The 16,391-nt window shown below is 61.0% G+C and carries 13 protein-coding genes; 12 read left to right on the forward strand and 1 reads right to left on the reverse strand.

Annotated elements, in window-relative coordinates:
* The first annotated feature begins 33 nt into the window (after positions 1-33).
* The 5 genes from M5B43_RS24230 (at position 34) to M5B43_RS24250 (ending at position 7,059) form a co-directional block, all read left to right on the forward strand.
* Complete coding sequence (locus M5B43_RS24230) at positions 34-3,567, forward strand: DUF2339 domain-containing protein (protein ID WP_248752433.1); 3,534 nt, start codon at positions 34-36, stop codon at positions 3,565-3,567.
* The gene (locus M5B43_RS24235) at positions 3,567-4,913 is read left to right on the forward strand and encodes a DUF3999 domain-containing protein (protein ID WP_248752434.1); all 1,347 of its coding nucleotides are present in this window, start codon (positions 3,567-3,569) and stop codon (positions 4,911-4,913) included. The genes M5B43_RS24230 and M5B43_RS24235 overlap by 1 nt, the downstream gene beginning before the upstream one ends.
* A 96-nt stretch (positions 4,914-5,009) precedes the next feature.
* The gene (locus tag M5B43_RS24240) at positions 5,010-6,020 is read left to right on the forward strand and encodes a class 1 fructose-bisphosphatase (protein ID WP_248752435.1); all 1,011 of its coding nucleotides are present in this window, start codon (positions 5,010-5,012) and stop codon (positions 6,018-6,020) included.
* 184 nt (positions 6,021-6,204) lie between these two features.
* Complete coding sequence (locus M5B43_RS24245; RefSeq protein WP_248752436.1) at positions 6,205-6,459, forward strand: outer membrane protein assembly factor BamE; 255 nt, start codon at positions 6,205-6,207, stop codon at positions 6,457-6,459.
* 30 nt (positions 6,460-6,489) lie between these two features.
* Positions 6,490-7,059 (forward strand): lipocalin family protein, encoded by a 570-nt coding sequence (locus M5B43_RS24250; RefSeq protein ID WP_248752437.1) that lies wholly within the window; start codon positions 6,490-6,492, stop codon positions 7,057-7,059.
* 96 nt (positions 7,060-7,155) lie between these two features.
* On the opposite strand, the gene M5B43_RS24255 is transcribed toward M5B43_RS24250, so the two are convergent.
* A complete protein-coding gene (locus tag M5B43_RS24255; RefSeq protein WP_248752438.1) occupies positions 7,156-8,520 on the reverse strand; it encodes a formimidoylglutamate deiminase in 1,365 nt (454 codons plus the stop codon).
* Between the two features lie 78 nt (positions 8,521-8,598).
* Here M5B43_RS24255 and hutC point away from each other — a divergent pair, with 78 nt between their 5' ends.
* The 7 genes from hutC (at position 8,599) to M5B43_RS24290 (ending at position 16,283) form a co-directional block, all read left to right on the forward strand.
* A complete protein-coding gene (gene hutC, locus M5B43_RS24260) occupies positions 8,599-9,378 on the forward strand; it encodes a histidine utilization repressor (protein ID WP_169918764.1) in 780 nt (259 codons plus the stop codon).
* Positions 9,375-9,935, forward strand: coding sequence for a HutD family protein (locus M5B43_RS24265; RefSeq protein ID WP_248752439.1), 561 nt, complete (start codon positions 9,375-9,377; stop codon positions 9,933-9,935). Before hutC ends, M5B43_RS24265 begins: the two co-directional genes overlap by 4 nt.
* 404 nt (positions 9,936-10,339) lie before the next feature.
* Positions 10,340-12,010: a urocanate hydratase gene (hutU, locus tag M5B43_RS24270; protein ID WP_248752440.1), complete on the forward strand. Its 1,671-nt coding sequence runs from the start codon at positions 10,340-10,342 to the stop codon at positions 12,008-12,010.
* Between the two features lie 48 nt (positions 12,011-12,058).
* Positions 12,059-13,504, forward strand: a complete 1,446-nt coding sequence (locus M5B43_RS24275; RefSeq protein ID WP_248752441.1) for a cytosine permease — start codon at positions 12,059-12,061, stop codon at positions 13,502-13,504.
* Positions 13,505-13,573: 69 nt separating this feature from the next.
* Complete coding sequence (locus M5B43_RS24280; RefSeq protein WP_248752442.1) at positions 13,574-14,539, forward strand: ABC transporter substrate-binding protein; 966 nt, start codon at positions 13,574-13,576, stop codon at positions 14,537-14,539.
* Positions 14,540-14,610: 71 nt separating this feature from the next.
* Positions 14,611-15,462 (forward strand): proline/glycine betaine ABC transporter permease, encoded by an 852-nt coding sequence (locus M5B43_RS24285; protein WP_248752443.1) that lies wholly within the window; start codon positions 14,611-14,613, stop codon positions 15,460-15,462.
* On the forward strand, positions 15,459-16,283 hold the full coding sequence (locus tag M5B43_RS24290; RefSeq protein ID WP_248752444.1) for a glycine betaine/L-proline ABC transporter ATP-binding protein: 825 nt from the start codon (positions 15,459-15,461) through the stop codon (positions 16,281-16,283). Before M5B43_RS24285 ends, M5B43_RS24290 begins: the two co-directional genes overlap by 4 nt.
* The last annotated feature ends 108 nt before the right edge of the window (positions 16,284-16,391 follow it).

The raw sequence follows: 16,391 nt of genomic DNA on the forward strand, positions 1-16,391 counted from the left end.
TTGCCCGCCTCGGGCTGCTTAGGGATATCGACTATGCAATGGATTTTCATGCTGATTGGCCTGCTGCTTGGCTGGGTGCTCGATGAGTCGTTCGCTGGCGCCGGTTTTGGCGCGCTGCTGGGCTTGGGCATTGGCCAGGCGATTCGTCTGTCGAAGCTGGCGGCTCAAGCAGAGCAGCAGGGTCGTCAGTTAGAAACCGCACAGAACGCGTTAACCGCGCTGGAGCAACGCCTGTTGCAGCTGGAAACGCCCGCGTCTAAGGCTGAGCCGCTGGCGCACAGTGTGTTTGTCGAACCCTCGATTACCGAATCCCCCATTCTTGAACCCAAGCCTGATCTTGTCTGGGAGCTGCCCGCCGAATTGGCGCCTATGCCTGTGGTCGCGCAAGCAAGCCAACCCCTGCCGGATGACATCTGGGCTCCAGCGCCGACGCCACGCGCTGAAGCGCCTGTGATACCGCGTGGCCCCACGCTGATCGAGCGCGCCTACGGTGGCGCCCGCAATTGGCTGTTTGGCGGTAACACCGTGCTGCGCGTCGGCGTGGTGTTGCTGTTCCTCGGCCTGGCCTTCCTGCTGCGTTATGCCACCGAAGGCGTGGTGGTACCGATCGAGCTGAGGTACGCCGGCGTGGCCGCTGCCGCCGTCGGCCTGTTGGGCCTGGGCTGGTGGTTGCGACTGCGCAACAGCAACTACGGCCTGATGCTGCAAGGCACGGGCATCGCCGTGTTGTACCTGACCGTGTTTGCCGCGATGCGCCTGCATCCGTTGATCGACCCGGGCGCGGCGCTGGGCCTGCTGGTCGCGGTCACGGTGTTCTCGGCCATCCTGGCGATCACCCAAGACGCCCTGGGCCTGGCCTGCGCAGCGGCACTGGGTGGCTTTGCCGCGCCGATCCTCACCTCTACGGGGGCGGGTAATCATGTAGCGCTGTTCAGCTACTTTGCCTTGCTCAACGCTGGCATTCTCGGCATCGCCTGGTTCAAGGCCTGGCGCCTGCTTAACCTGATCGGCTTTGTTGGTACGTTCGGCATTGGTTTTGCCTGGGGCATGCGCTCGTATACGCCGCAGTTGCTGTGGAGTACCGAGCCATTCCTGATCCTGTTTTTCCTGATGTACCTGGCCGTCGGCCTGTTGTTCGCCCGGCGCAAGCTGCTGGAGATGAGCGGCGCGCCCGAGGACGACAGCCGTGGCGCGCTGCTGCGCTGGTCGGCCGCCAAGGGTGATTATGTCGATGGCAGCATGCTGTTCGGTCCGCCGCTTGTAGGTTTCGGCTTGCAGTTCGCATTGGTGCAGCATGTGGAGTTTGCCGCTGCGTTCAGTGCGCTGGGCCTGGGTATCCTCTATATGGGCCTGGCCCGTGTGCTGAGCGGCGGGCGCGCCTTGTTGCTGGCGGAAACCTGCCTGGCCCTGGGCGTGATCTTTGCCAGCCTGGCGATTCCGCTGGGGCTTGATGCACGCTGGACGGCTGCCGCGTGGGCTGTGGAAGGGGCCGGGATTTTCTGGCTCGGGTTGCGTCAGCAGCGGCCGTTGGCACGTGTGTTTGGCCTGTTGTTGCAGTTGGGCTCGGCGGTGGCGTTCCTCAGCGAACTGCGCGTCGGTGAGCTTACCTTGCTTGACGGTGCTCCCCTGGGCGCGTTGTTACTGGGCGCTGCCTTGCTGTTCAGCTTCGATCAGTTGCGCAAGGCGTCGGTAGAGCAGGCGGCGGCTTGGGAGCACAAAGGCTTGCCTGTTCTGGCTAGCCTGGGCCTGACCTTTTTGTACCTGCTCGCACCGTTGCTGTTGCTGACTCAAGGCACCGCCATCAGTTGGGCAATCGCTGGGCTGGTGACCCTGTTTGTCGGCCTGCGTATCGGTTCGCGGACCTTCCTGTTCACGGCATTCGCCGTGCAATTGCTCGGCGGTGCGCTGTTCCTCCTGCGGTTGCAGGGTGGTGATGGGGCGGCGGTATTCAATGCGGGCTGGACCGGCTTGCTGACCGCCTCGCTGATCGGGCTGGCGTTGGTCGGCGGCATGCTCCTGGCGGCGCGCGATGACAGGGTGCGCAGCGATGTGCGCCTGTTGCGCGGGCTCTCGGTGGTGCTGTTGGCCGGTCTGGTACTGATCAACCTCGCTGTGCTGTTCGTGTTGCCGTGGGAAAGCGCCAGTGGTGTGTGGGCGGCCAGTGGCTTGTTGATCATCTGGTTGAGCCTGTACCTGCAACAGCGCGTCAGCTTCGTGTTCGGCTTGCTGTTGCAATTGCTTGGCGGCGCTTCGTTCCTGCTGGCGGTGCCGCAGTTGCTTGGTCCGTTGACCAGCGACGGCCTGCGCCCATTGGCCCACAGCGGTTTCTGGACGCCGATGGTGTTGGGCCTGGCCGCGCTGGTCGGCGCCTGGCGCTTGCAGCGTGAGCCGCATGCGCCGACGTTTACCGTGCTCAAGCTGCAACGCTTGTCCGACCTGCTGCTGGTGTGGGGCGCGGCGTGGTGGGCATTGGCGTTGGGCGGTGAAGTGCTGCGGTTTATCCCTGACGAGCTGCAAGGCACTTTCCTGCTGGCGATTGCGGCGGTGAGCGTGGCGATCTGGGCGCTGCTGGCCGAGCGTTTGCGCTGGGCGTCGCTGGGCATGCTCTGCACCTTACTGATGCCGGCGGCGGGGGTGGTATTGCTGATGTCCGCCCATGCCTATTACCACCCGGCGGCCCATGACGGCTGGCTGGCCTGGCTGGCAGTGTTTGTGGTGCACTTCATCGCCCTGCGCCGTTTGGCGGCGGTGGTTCCGGGCAAAGTACTGAGCGTTGCGCATGTATTAGGCTGCTGGATGCTGATTGGCGTGCTGGCACTGGAGCTGCGTTACGGCCTGTTGTTGCTGTCGAGCGAGTACAACGCCTGGCGCTGGTTGGGCTGGGCGATTCTGCCAAGCCTGTATTTGGTACTCGCGGCGGCGCCACGCAGTTGGCCATGGCCGGTGTCGGCGTATCCGCGTGAATACCGCGTGCTGGCGGCGCTGCCGTTGGCCGTGTTGATGCTCGGCTGGTTCTGGCTGGCGAACATTTTCAGTGACGGTACGGCCAAGCCACTGCCGTATGTGCCGCTGCTTAACCCACTGGATCTGGGCCTGTTGTTTGCGCTGCTCGGTGTGTATTTGTGGTCGCGCAGCGTGGCGCCGCAGCGCGGGCCTCGGGCGCAGCTGATTGCTCAAGGGGTCGCGGGTGTGTCGCTATTTGCCTTCTTTACGGCGCTGGTCATGCGCAGCGCCCACCATTGGGGCGCAGTGCCGTTTCACCTGGATGCACTGCTGGAATCGATGTTGGTACAAGCCGGCCTGTCGATTGTCTGGACCCTGGTTGCCCTCGGCCTGATGATCGGCGGGCACCTGCGCCATCGCCGCGAAGTGTGGCTGATCGGTGCGGCGCTGATTGCCGTGGTGGTCGCCAAGCTGTTCTTTGTCGAGCTGAGCAACCGTGGCGGCCTGGCGCGGATTGTGTCGTTTATCGGCGTAGGCGGGTTGTTGCTGGTGGTGGGCTACTTTGCACCGCTGCCGCCCAAGCGTGTCGAACCTGTGATTGAAACCGAGGGAGCACCTTCTTGATGGGCAAGCTGAATGTGTGCGGGTTGGCGCTGTGGCTGGTGTGTTCGGCGGTGTACGCGCAGGAAGGTCCGGCCGATTTCACCACGCAAGTGCCGCTGGCCGTGAGCGGCAATGGGCCCTGGTATCGCCTGGAACTGCCGCTGGCGGTGCAATTGGCTGCGCGCCAGGCGGATCTCGGAGACGTGCGCGTGTTCAACGCCGCCGGTGAGCCGCAGGCGTATGCGCTGTCGCGCCAGTCGGCGCAGCGTACCGAGAGCCGTGACGTTGCCGATGTGAAGTGGTTCCCGCTGTACGCCGCTGATACCCGCGAAAGCGTGCCGGACGTGGTGGTGAAAGCCACCGCCGAAGGCACGTTGTTGGAAATGCGCCCGTCCAAGGCTGGCCCGCAGGTGCTGCGCGGTTGGGTGCTGGACGCCAGTGCGATCAAGGCACCGTTGCAACAGTTGAGCCTGGACTGGAGCCGTGAGCGGGACGGCTTCCAGCGTTTCAGCATTGAAGCCAGCGATGACTTGCAGCACTGGCAATCCTGGGGCGATGGGCAAGTGGCACGCCTGTCGTTTGCCGACGAGCGCGTCGAACAGCATGACGTGAGTTTGCCGGGCCAATCGGCGCGTTACCTGCGCTTGGTATGGCAAGGGCAGGCGGCGCCGCAACTGACCTCGGCCAAGTTGGTCAGCGCCACCAGCAGCAGCTTGCCGCTGCCGTTGGTGTGGTCGCAGCCGTTGGCGGGTACGCGGCTCCAGGCCGGGGAATACAGCTGGCAGTTGCCGGCAGGTCTGCACGTCGAACGGTTGCGCGTCGAGCTCAAGCAACCCAATACACTGGCGCCGGTGACCTTGTCGGGGCGCCGTGAAGCCAATCAAGCCTGGCAGCCGCTAAGCAATGGCTTGTTGTATCGCCTGACTCAAAACGGCCAGGACGTGGTGCAGGATGAATTGCAATTGCCGGGCGTGACCGTTGGCGAACTCAAGTTGCACGTGGATGAGCGCGGTGGTGGCGTAGGCGTCGAAGCCCCGGCCTTGCGCTTTGCCGTGCGCGCCACGCAGTTGGTGTTCCTGGCGCGGGGCGAACCGCCGTTTACGCTGGCGTTGGGCAATGCGTCGGTAAAGGCGGCGAACTTGCCGTTATCGACGCTTATTCCCGACTACAGCGCCGAACGTCTCAAGACCTTGGGGCAGGCCACGGTCGCGGGAGACGTAACGGTCAAGACCCCGCCGCTGGTCGTCGCGCCGCAGGTGGGCACCGACTGGAAGAAGCTTGGCTTGTGGGCCGTGCTCTTGCTGGGCGTGGCGGCCTTGGGGGGCATGGCCTACAGTCTGTTGCGCAAGCCGCAGGCCAAGCCGTGAACTCTATTGGAGTTAAATCCTCTGATTAGAGGAAATACGCCCCGACTCGCGTTAAACTGCGCGGGTTTTTAAGCCCCCCATTCTTCGGAGCCTTCCATGTCCCGCGTTACCCTGAGTCGCTATTTGATCGAGCAGACCCGCAGCAACAACACGCCTGCCGATCTGCGCTTCCTTATCGAAGTGGTGGCGCGTGCTTGCAAGGAAATCAGCCACGCCGTGTCCAAAGGCGCACTGGGTGGTGTCCTGGGCAGCATGGGCACTGAAAACGTCCAAGGCGAAGTGCAGAAGAAGCTCGACGTGCTTTCCAACGAAATCCTGCTCGAAGCCAACGAATGGGGTGGTCACCTGGCCGGCATGGCGTCCGAAGAAATGGACAATGCCTACCAGATCCCGGGCAAATACCCGAAAGGCGCGTACCTGCTGGTATTTGACCCACTGGACGGTTCGTCCAACATCGACATCAACGCGCCGGTCGGCACCATCTTCTCGGTACTGCGTTGCCCGAACGAATACCTGAGCCAGAACGAAGCCCTGAACGAAAAGGCTTTCCTGCAGCCAGGCACCGAGCAGGTCGCAGCCGGCTACGCCATCTACGGCCCGCAGACCATGCTGGTGCTGACCCTGGGCGACGGCGTCAAGGGTTTCACCCTGGACCGCGAAATGGGCAGCTTCGTGCTCACCCATGAAGACATCTCCATTCCTGCTTCCACCCAGGAATTCGCGATCAACATGTCCAACCAGCGCCACTGGGAAGAGCCGGTAAAACGCTACGTCAACGAACTGATGGAAGGCGAAGAAGGCCCGTTGAAGAAGAACTTCAACATGCGCTGGGTGGCCGCGATGGTCGCCGACGTGCACCGTATCCTGACCCGTGGTGGCGTGTTCATGTACCCACGTGACAGCCGCGAGCCATCGAAACCGGGCAAACTGCGCCTGATGTACGAAGCCAACCCGATGTCGTTCCTGGTTGAGCAAGCGGGCGGCGCGTCCACCGATGGTCACCAGCGCATCCTCGATATCCAGCCAGAAGGCTTGCACCAGCGTGTGGCGGTGTTCCTGGGTTCGAAAGAAGAAGTTGCGCGTGTGACGGCTTACCACAAGAAGTAACGGTGGCGAGGGAGCAGGCTCCCTCATCACTTTCAGGCGTGATGCTTTGAACAACAGGAAGCCCCGAAACGTTTCAGCGTTTTCGGGGCTTTTTTGTTTTTGCTCGTCGGGAACCAGACACCCCTTTTCCCTTCTAAGCTTCTGGCAGATACCCCAGCTGCTTTGTCTCTCCAGGAGCTTTTCCATGTCTTTACGCCGTCTCGCCTTGCTGACTTTTTGCGTGCTGTTAGCCGCTTGCAGCAAGGTCACTCAAGAAAACTACACAAAGCTGTCGGCTGGCATGGCCAAGGCCGAGGTGGAGTCGTTGCTGGGCAAGCCGACCGATTGTTCCGGTGCGCTGGGCATGTCCAGTTGCACGTGGGGCGATAAAAACAGCTTTATCAGCGTGCAGTACGCCGGTGACAAAGTTCTGATGTTTTCCGGGCAAGGCCTGAAGTAAACCGGGGCGCGAGCCTGCGGGAGAAAAAGAATGATGCGTTTTGTTTTATGCCTTTGTGCCAGCCTGTTTTTGGCGGGCTGCGCCAGCCATTCTGGCGATGATCTGCAACCCAAGACCGCGAGCAACGTCAATCTCAAGCGTTACCAGGGTACCTGGTATGAGTTGGCCCGATTGCCGATGTACTTCCAGCGTAACTGCGCGCAATCGGAAGCCCGTTATACCTTGCTGCCTGACGGCAACATGTCGGTGTTCAACCGCTGCCTGACACCTGAATGGAAGTGGGAAGAGGCCAAAGGCACGGCCACGCCGCAGGTGCCGGGCAAGACCGACAAGCTTTGGGTGGAATTCAATAACTGGTTTACGTCGCTGCTGCCGGGCGTCGCCAAAGGCGATTACTGGGTGTTGTACGTCAGCGATGACTACAAGACCGCCATCGTCGGCAGCCCGAGCCGACGCTACATGTGGATATTGTCGCGCACGCCAACGGTGAGTGCCGACACCCGTGAAGACCTGTTGAGCAGGGCGCGACAGCAAGGGTACGACACCACGCGGTTGATCTGGCGTACGTCGGATCAGCAGATGGCGAAGACTTCGCAGTAACTAATGTGAGAGGGGGCTTGCTCCCGATTGCGGTGGATCAGTCGATACATCCATGACTGAAACACTGCTATCGGGAGCAAGCCCCCTCCCACATGTTTAACCGAGTAAGTCTCTCAAGACCTGCGTGAATGCGCGGCTGCTTTCTTCTTCGCTGGCATGCCGTCCATCCCGCACGACCCACTTGCCGTTGACCAGCACATCGCGCACCTGCCGGTCACCCCCGGCGAACAGCCAGCGGTTGAGAATCCCGTCTTCGGTCGCTGTCGCCAGGTACGGATCATTACCGTCCAGCACGATCAAATCCGCACGCTTGCCCACTTCCAACCGACCAATCGGCTGCCCCAGCGCCTGTGCGCCACCGTCCAGTGCGGCGTCGAACAGCGTGCGGCCAACCATCGGTTGATCGCTGCGGTACAAGCGATTACGCCGCTGGTCCCGCAGGCGCTGGCCGTACTCCAGCCAACGCAGTTCTTCCACCACGCTCAGTGACACATGGCTGTCGGAGCCAATACCCATGCGCCCGCCCTGGGCGAGGAAATCCACCGCCGGGAAAATCCCGTCGCCCAAGTTGGCTTCGGTGGTCAGGCACAGGCCCGCAATCGCGCGGCTCTTGGCCATGCGTGTCACTTCATCAGGATCGGCATGGGTGGCGTGCACCAGGCACCAGCGTTCGTCTACTTCGATGTTGTCATACAGCCATTGCAGTGGGCGTTTACCGCTCCAGGCCAGGCAATCGTCGACTTCTTTTTGCTGCTCGGCAATGTGGATATGCACCGGGCAAGCCTTGTCGCTGGCGGCCAGGACTTCAGTGATTTGTGCCGGTGTTACGGCGCGCAGCGAATGGAAGCACAGGCCCAATTGCTGTGCCGGTTGCGCGGCAAGCATGGGCTTGAGCTGCGCTTGCAGGTCCAGGTAGTGTTCGGTGCTGTTGATAAACCGACGCTGGCCCTCATTCGGCGCCTGGCCGCCAAACCCTGAATGGGTGTAGAGCACCGGCAACAGGGTCAGGCCGATCCCACTGTTGGCAGCCGCCTGGCTGATCTGGCGGGACAGTTCCGTGCGCTCGGCATAGGGCTGGCCGCTGACGTCGTGGTGCACGTAATGGAATTCGGCCACCGAGGTGTAGCCGGCCTTGAGCATCTCGATATACAGCTGGCGGGCGATGACCTGCAATTGATCGGGATTGATCTTGCCGACCATGCGGTACATCAGGTCGCGCCAGGTCCAGAAGCTGTCATTCGGGTTGCCGGCCACTTCCGCCAAGCCCGCCATGGCGCGTTGGAAGGCATGGGAGTGCAGGTTCGGCATGCCCGCCAATACCGGGCCTCTGAGCCGTTCGGCACCGGCCGCACTGGCGTTGGGCTCAACTTGAGTCAGTAGGCCGTCGGCGCTGACCTCAAGACGTACATCGTTAGCCCATCCATTAGGCAGCAGCGCGCGTTCGGCAAAGAAAGCGGACATGATCAAGGCACCCCGGTCGTGTGTTTATTTGTATATACATATACAGACGTTTGCCTGCTCGGTAAACTCCGGCAATCTATGCATCTTTTCCCCCTGCAAGGATTCCCTGTGCCGACTCCGCCCGCCAACTCTTCGCTGGCTGCCCACATGGACGAAAGTCCGGCGCCCTTGTATGCCCGCGTCAAACAGATGATCAGCCAGCAGATTCTCAACGGTAACTGGCCGCCTCATTACCGTGTGCCATCCGAAAGCGAGTTGGTCAGCGAGCTGGGTTTCAGCCGCATGACCATCAACCGTGCACTGCGTGAACTCACCGCCGAAGGCCTGCTGGTACGCATGCAAGGTGTCGGTACGTTTGTCGCCGAGCCCAAGAGTCAGTCGGCGCTCTTTGAAGTGCATAACATTGCCGATGAGATTGCCTCCCGCGGCCATCGTCATACGTGCCAGGTCATCACCCTGGGTGAAGAGGCGGCCGGTTCCGAGCGCGCCGTCGCCCTGGAAATGCGCGAAGGCGGGCGGGTGTTTCACTCGCTGATCGTGCATTACGAGAACGATATTCCCGTGCAAATCGAGGACCGTTTCGTCAACGCCCTGGTGGCGCCGGAATACTTGCAGCAGGATTTTACCCAGCAAACACCCTATGCCTATTTGAACCAGGTTGCGCCGCTGACCGAGGGCGAGCACGTGGTTGAAGCGATCCTCGCCGATGCTGCCGAGTGCAAGTTGCTGCAGATCGAGCCGAGTGAGCCGTGCCTGTTGATTCGCCGGCGTACCTGGTCCGGACGCCAGCCCGTGACCGCCGCACGTTTGATCCACCCCGGTTCCCGTCACAGCCTGGAAGGACGTTTCAGTAAATGAGTGAAGTCAACGTCTGGCGCGCCGCCGACTATGTACGCATGCCGTGGAAAAACGGCGGCGGTAGTACCGAAGAAATCACCCGTGATGCGGGCACTGGCCTGGAGGGTTTTGGTTGGCGCCTGTCGATTGCCGACATCGGCGAGTCGGGTGGGTTCTCCACCTTCGCCGGCTACCAGCGCGTGATCACGGTGATCAAAGGCGCGGGCATGGTGTTGACGGTGGATGGCGAGGAGCAGCGCGGCTTGTTACCGCTGCAGCCGTTCGCGTTCAAGGGTGAAAGCGAGGTGTCATGCCGCTTGATCGCTGGGCCGATCCGCGATTTCAACCTGATCTACTCGCCTGAGCGTTACCACGCGCGCTTTCAGTGGGTGGAGGGTGTGCAGCAGTTTTTCACGACGGCGCAGACTGTGTTGGTGTTCAGTGTGGCGGATGAGGTGAAGGTGCTGGGCCAGAAGCTGGGGCATCATGATTGCCTGCAAGTGGACGGTAACACTGGCCTGTTGGATATCTCGGTCACTGGCCGTTGCTGCCTGATCGAACTGACCGCACGCGGTTAAAAAATGTGGGAGGCCTTGCTCCCGATAGCAGTGTTTCAGTCGTAGATGTACTGACTGATCCACCGCCATCGGGAGCAAGCCCCCTCCCACATTTGGTTTTACGTTGTGCACATAATCTGTTTCCAACCCGCGCACCCATTTGTTACCGAATGCCCCAGAGTGGCGCAAAACCACTTGCTCGTGACAAACCTTCCTCGCCGTAAAACGCTCTTGCAAGAAATTTCACCAAGCCTCCAAGCCTTAATTTCCAAGGCTTACACACGCCTCGCAAAAAAATCTCAACCGCTCGCGCAGAAAGTTGGCCGCTTGATTGCATATGCTTGTATGTACAAGTAAAGATGTGTGCGTAAGACTCTCCTTCGCACCATCAATGTTCGCGCATCGATCGCCGAGGAGTCCTAGCAGTGACCAAGCCTACAAAATACCGTGACGTCGAAATCCGTGCCGCCCGCGGTAACAAGCTCACCGCCAAAAGCTGGCTGACCGAAGCGCCGCTGCGCATGTTGATGAACAACCTCGACCCTCAAGTGGCCGAGAACCCGAAAGAGCTGGTGGTATACGGTGGTATCGGCCGTGCGGCGCGCAACTGGGAGTGCTACGACCAGATCGTCGAGAGCCTCACCCACCTGAATGACGATGAAACCCTGCTGGTGCAATCCGGCAAGCCAGTCGGCGTATTCAAGACCCACAGCAACGCCCCGCGCGTACTGATCGCCAACTCCAACCTGGTGCCGCACTGGGCCAGCTGGGAACACTTCAACGAACTGGATGCCAAGGGCCTGGCCATGTATGGCCAGATGACCGCCGGCAGCTGGATCTACATCGGCAGCCAGGGCATCGTCCAGGGTACTTATGAAACCTTCGTCGAAGCCGGCCGCCAGCATTACAACAGCGACCTGACGGGCCGCTGGGTCCTCACCGCCGGTCTCGGCGGTATGGGCGGGGCCCAGCCTCTGGCCGCGACTCTGGCCGGCGCCTGCTCGCTGAACATTGAGTGCCAGCAGGTCAGCATCGATTTCCGCCTGAACAGCCGTTACGTCGACGAGCAAGCCACCGACCTCGACGACGCCCTGGCCCGTATTGCCAAGTACACCAAGGAAGGCAAGGCCATCTCCATCGCCCTGCTGGGCAATGCTGCCGAGATCCTGCCGGAACTGGTCAAGCGTGGCGTGCGCCCGGACATGGTCACCGACCAGACCAGCGCCCACGATCCACTCAACGGCTACCTGCCGGCCGGTTGGACCTGGGACGAATACCGCGCCCGCGCCAAGACCGAGCCTGCTGCCGTGATCAAGGCCGCCAAGCAGTCGATGGCCGTGCACGTCAAAGCCATGCTGGAGTTCCAGAAGCAAGGCATTCCGACCTTCGACTACGGCAACAACATTCGCCAGATGGCGCAAGAAGAGGGCGTGGAAAACGCCTTTGACTTCCCAGGCTTTGTACCCGCCTACATCCGCCCGCTGTTCTGCCGTGGCATTGGTCCGTTCCGTTGGGCGGCACTGTCCGGTGACCCGCAAGACATCTACAAGACCGACGCCAAAGTCAAAGAACTGATCCCGGACGATGCCCACCTGCATAACTGGCTGGACATGGCCCGCGAACGCATCAGCTTCCAGGGCTTGCCGGCACGTATCTGCTGGGTTGGCCTGGGCCAGCGCGCCAAGTTGGGCCTGGCGTTCAACGAAATGGTGCGCAGCGGTGAGCTGTCGGCCCCGGTAGTCATCGGTCGTGACCACCTCGACTCCGGCTCGGTTGCAAGCCCCAACCGCGAAACCGAATCCATGCAGGACGGTTCCGACGCCGTGTCCGACTGGCCATTGCTCAACGCCCTGCTCAACACCGCGAGCGGCGCGACCTGGGTTTCGCTGCATCACGGTGGCGGCGTGGGCATGGGCTTCTCCCAGCACTCCGGCATGGTGATCGTCTGCGACGGCACCGACGAAGCGGCCGAGCGCATTGCGCGCGTGCTGCACAACGACCCGGCCACCGGTGTGATGCGTCACGCCGATGCCGGTTACCAGATCGCCATCGACTGCGCCAAAGAGCAGGGCCTCAATCTCCCGATGATCAAATAACATTTGAACTGCAGTGACCCAAAAACAATCCATCAGAGGTTGAACAACATGGCTGCGAATGACACCACCCCGTTGATCGAAAGGCGTTCGATCGACTACATCCCGGAAGCGGAAAGACATGGTCGTCTATTGAGCCAGTTCACCCTGTGGTTGGGTGCCAACCTGCAGATCACTGCCATCGTCACCGGGGCCTTGGCCGTGGTGCTGGGCGGTGATGTGTTCTGGTCGTTGATCGGTCTGTTGATCGGTCAACTGCTGGGCGGCGGCGTCATGGCGCTGCACGCTGCGCAAGGCCCGCAATTGGGCTTGCCGCAGATGATCTCCAGTCGCGTGCAGTTTGGCGTGTATGGGGCGGTGATTCCGCTGGTGCTGGTGTGCCTGATGTACATCGGCTTCTCGGCCAGCGGCTCGCTGCTGGCAGGGCAGGCCGTTGCACAGTTGCTGCACGTGGAAGACTGGGTCGGCATTGTGCTGTTCGCCGGGTTGATCATGGTGTTCACCATTTTCGGCTACCGCGTGATCCACGGGATTGGCCGCGTCGCCAGTGTGCTTGGCGTGGTTGCCTTCATCTACCTGTTCTACAAATTGTTGGCCGGTAACGACGTGGGTGCGTTGCTGGGCAACAAGCATTTTTCCCTCAGCAGTTTCCTGCTGGCGATTTCCCTTTCGGCGTCCTGGCAGATTGCGTTTGGTCCGTATGTGGCGGACTACTCGCGCTACTTACCGCGGAGTACGCAGGCCTCGAAAACCTTCTGGGCCGTGGGCCTGGGTTCGGTCATCGGTGCGCAGGCGTCGATGGTGTTCGGTGTATTTGCGGCGGCCCTGGCCGGTGCGCAATTCGCCCACCACGAAGTGTCGTTTATTGTCGGTTTGGGCGGCACCGGCATTGTCGCGGCGCTGCTGTATTTCAGCATCGCATTCGGCAAGGTCACGGTGACCACGCTCAATGCCTACGGCAGCTTCATGTCCATCGCGACGATCATCAGCGGCTTTCGTGGCAGCCGGCACATCTCGAGTGCGGTACGCCTGCTGTACATCTTCCTGATGGTGTCGATTGCCGCCGCGCTGGCGTTACTCGGCAAGGACTCGTTCCTCAAGGATTTCTCCGCGTTCATCCTGTTCCTGCTGGCGTTTTTCACGCCTTGGAGCGCGATCAACCTGGTGGATTTCTACTGCATCACCAAAGAGCGCTACGACATTCCGGCGCTGTCCAACCCCAATGGCCGCTACGGCCGCTGGAACTGGATGGGCATCAGCATCTATGTGTTCGGCGTGCTGATCCAGATGCCGTTCATCTCTACGCATTTCTACACCGGCCCCCTGGTCGCCAGCCTTGGCGACACCGATATCTCTTGGATCATCGGTTTGGTGGTGCCTGCCGCACTTTATTACTGGGCCGCGAAGAAGTGGCACAGCGCGATTCCTGAACACCTGATCCTGCCGGTAGAGCAGGGCGCTATACCCATAACAAACGGGCTGGCCGCACAAGCCTGATGGGACGTGGACAGGGCAGGATGCCTACTGACTGCCGTAATCCATTTCAAGATTGGGAGCGTCACAACAATGAAAATGAATAAGACCCTGCTGGCCACATTGTTCTCTGCAAGCGTATTGGCGAGTGCCGGCGCTCAAGCGGCTGGCTGGTGTGAATCCGGTAAACCGGTGAAGTTCGCCGGCCTGAACTGGGAAAGCGGCATGTTGCTCACCGACATCCTGCAAACCGTTCTGGAAAAAGGCTACGACTGTAAAACCGACAGCCTGCCGGGCAACTCCATCACCATGGAAAACGCCCTGAGCAGCAACGACATTCAGGTGTTCGCCGAAGAGTGGGTGGGCCGCAGCGAAGTCTGGAACAAGGCCGAGAAGGCCGGCAAAGTCGTCGGCGTTGGCGCGCCGGTTGTCGGTGCCGTGGAAGGTTGGTACGTGCCGCGTTATGTGATCGAAGGCGACGCCAAGCGCAAGCTGGAACCCAAAGCGCCGGACCTGAAAAATATCGCCGACCTGGCCAAATACGCCTCGGTATTCAAGGACCAGGAAGAGCCCTCTAAGGGCCGTTTCTACAACTGCCCGGCCGGCTGGACCTGTGAGCTGGACAACAGCGAGATGCTCAAAAGCTACGGCCTGGAAAGCACCTACACCAACTTCCGCCCGGGCACCGGCCCGGCGCTGGATGCCGCTGTGCTGTCGAGCTACAAGCGTGGCGAACCGATCCTGTTCTACTACTGGTCGCCCACCCCGCTGATGGGCCAGGTCGATCTGGTCAAGCTGGAAGAAAAGCCTGGAGTGGATAAAACCGTGAGCATCAAGGTCGGCCTGTCCAAGACCTTCCACGAACAAGCACCGGAGCTCGTTGCGGTGCTGGAAAAGGTCAACCTGCCCATCGATCTGCTCAACCAGAACCTTGGGCGTATGGCCAAAGAGAGAATTGAATCACCAAAACTGGCGAAAGTTTTCCTCAAGGAACATCCTGAGGTCTGGCACGCATGGGTGAGCGACGACGCAGCCAAGAAAATCGACGCGGCCTTGTAGGTTGAGCGTTTCCGGTTGCCTTAACAGGCAACCGGACGCCTGGCCACAACCCACTGGATCGAGAGCACGATATGTTTCCTGAGAGTTTTACGTTTTCCATCGCCGACTGGGTCAACGGTTGGGTGGACTCACTGGTCACCAACTACGGCGATGTATTCCGGCACATCTCCGACACCCTGCTGTGGGCCATCGTCAACCTGGAAGGGCTGCTGCGCGCAGCGCCCTGGTGGCTGATGCTGGCCATCGTCGGCGGCATCGCCTGGCACGCCACCCGCAAGCTGGTGACCACGGTGGTGATCGTCGGTTTGCTGTTCCTGGTGGGCGCGGTGGGCCTGTGGGACAAGCTGATGCAAACCCTGGCACTGATGATGGTCGCCACGGTGATCTCGGTGCTGATCGGCATTCCCCTGGGCATCCTGTCGGCGCGCAGCAATCGCCTGCGTTCTGTGCTCATGCCGCTGCTCGACATCATGCAAACCATGCCCAGCTTCGTGTACCTGATTCCGGTGCTGATGCTGTTTGGCCTGGGCAAGGTGCCGGCGATTTTCGCCACGGTCATCTACGCCGCGCCGCCACTGATCCGCCTGACGGACCTGGGCATTCGCCAAGTCGATGGCGAAGTCATGGAAGCCATCAACGCCTTCGGTGCCAACCGCTGGCAGCAACTGTTCGGTGTGCAATTGCCGCTGGCCCTGCCGAGCATCATGGCCGGCATCAACCAGACCACCATGATGGCGCTGTCGATGGTGGTGATCGCCTCGATGATCGGTGCCCGTGGCTTGGGTGAAGACGTACTCGTCGGCATCCAGACCCTCAACGTCGGCCGTGGCCTTGAAGCCGGGCTGGCGATCGTGATTCTTGCTGTGGTCATCGACCGCATTACCCAGGCTTATGGTCGTCCACGGCACGAGGCGAGCAAATGACTACTGTCAGCAAAATTGAAGTAAAAAACGTCTTCAAGATTTTCGGCGCCCGTTCCAAGGATGCGCTGGCCATGATCGGCCAGGGCAAGACCAAGGACCAGGTACTCGCCGAGACCGGTTGCGTGGTCGGCGTGAACGATTTGTCCCTGAGCATTGGCACGGGTGAGATTTTCGTGATCATGGGCTTGTCGGGCTCCGGCAAATCGACCCTGGTACGTCACTTCAACCGCCTGATCGACCCGACCAGCGGCGCGATCCTTGTCGACGGCGAAGACATCCTGCAACTGGACATGGATGCCCTGCGTCAATTCCGCCGGCACAAGATCAGCATGGTGTTCCAGAGCTTCGGCCTGTTGCCCCACAAGAGCGTGCTCGACAACGTTGCCTACGGCCTCAAGGTGCGTGGCGAAACCAAGCAGGTTTGCACCGAGCGTGCCCTGCACTGGATCGAAACCGTGGGCCTCAAGGGCTATGAAAACAAATACCCGCACCAGCTTTCCGGTGGCATGCGCCAGCGTGTCGGCCTGGCCCGTGCACTGGCGGCCGACACCGACATCATCCTGATGGACGAAGCCTTCAGCGCCCTGGACCCATTGATCCGCGCCGAGATGCAGGACCAGTTGCTGGAGCTGCAAAAGACCCTGCACAAAACCATCGTATTTATCACCCACGACCTCGATGAGGCCGTGCGCATCGGCAACCGCATTGCGATCCTCAAGGACGGCAAGCTGATCCAGGTCGGCACGCCTCGCGAGATCTTGCATTCTCCGGCAGATGAGTATGTGGACCGGTTTGTTCAGCGGCGGGCGGCGGTGGTCTGACCCAGGTTGGTGGTGAGGCTGCTGGCCCTATCGGGAGCAAGCCCCCTCCCACATTTGAAATACGCTCCCCTGTGGGAGGGGGCTTGCCTCCGATGAGGCCGGCGAAGC

This window comes from Pseudomonas sp. MWU15-20650 (genome assembly GCF_023242475.1).
Taxonomy (GTDB): Bacteria; Pseudomonadota; Gammaproteobacteria; order Pseudomonadales; family Pseudomonadaceae; genus Aquipseudomonas.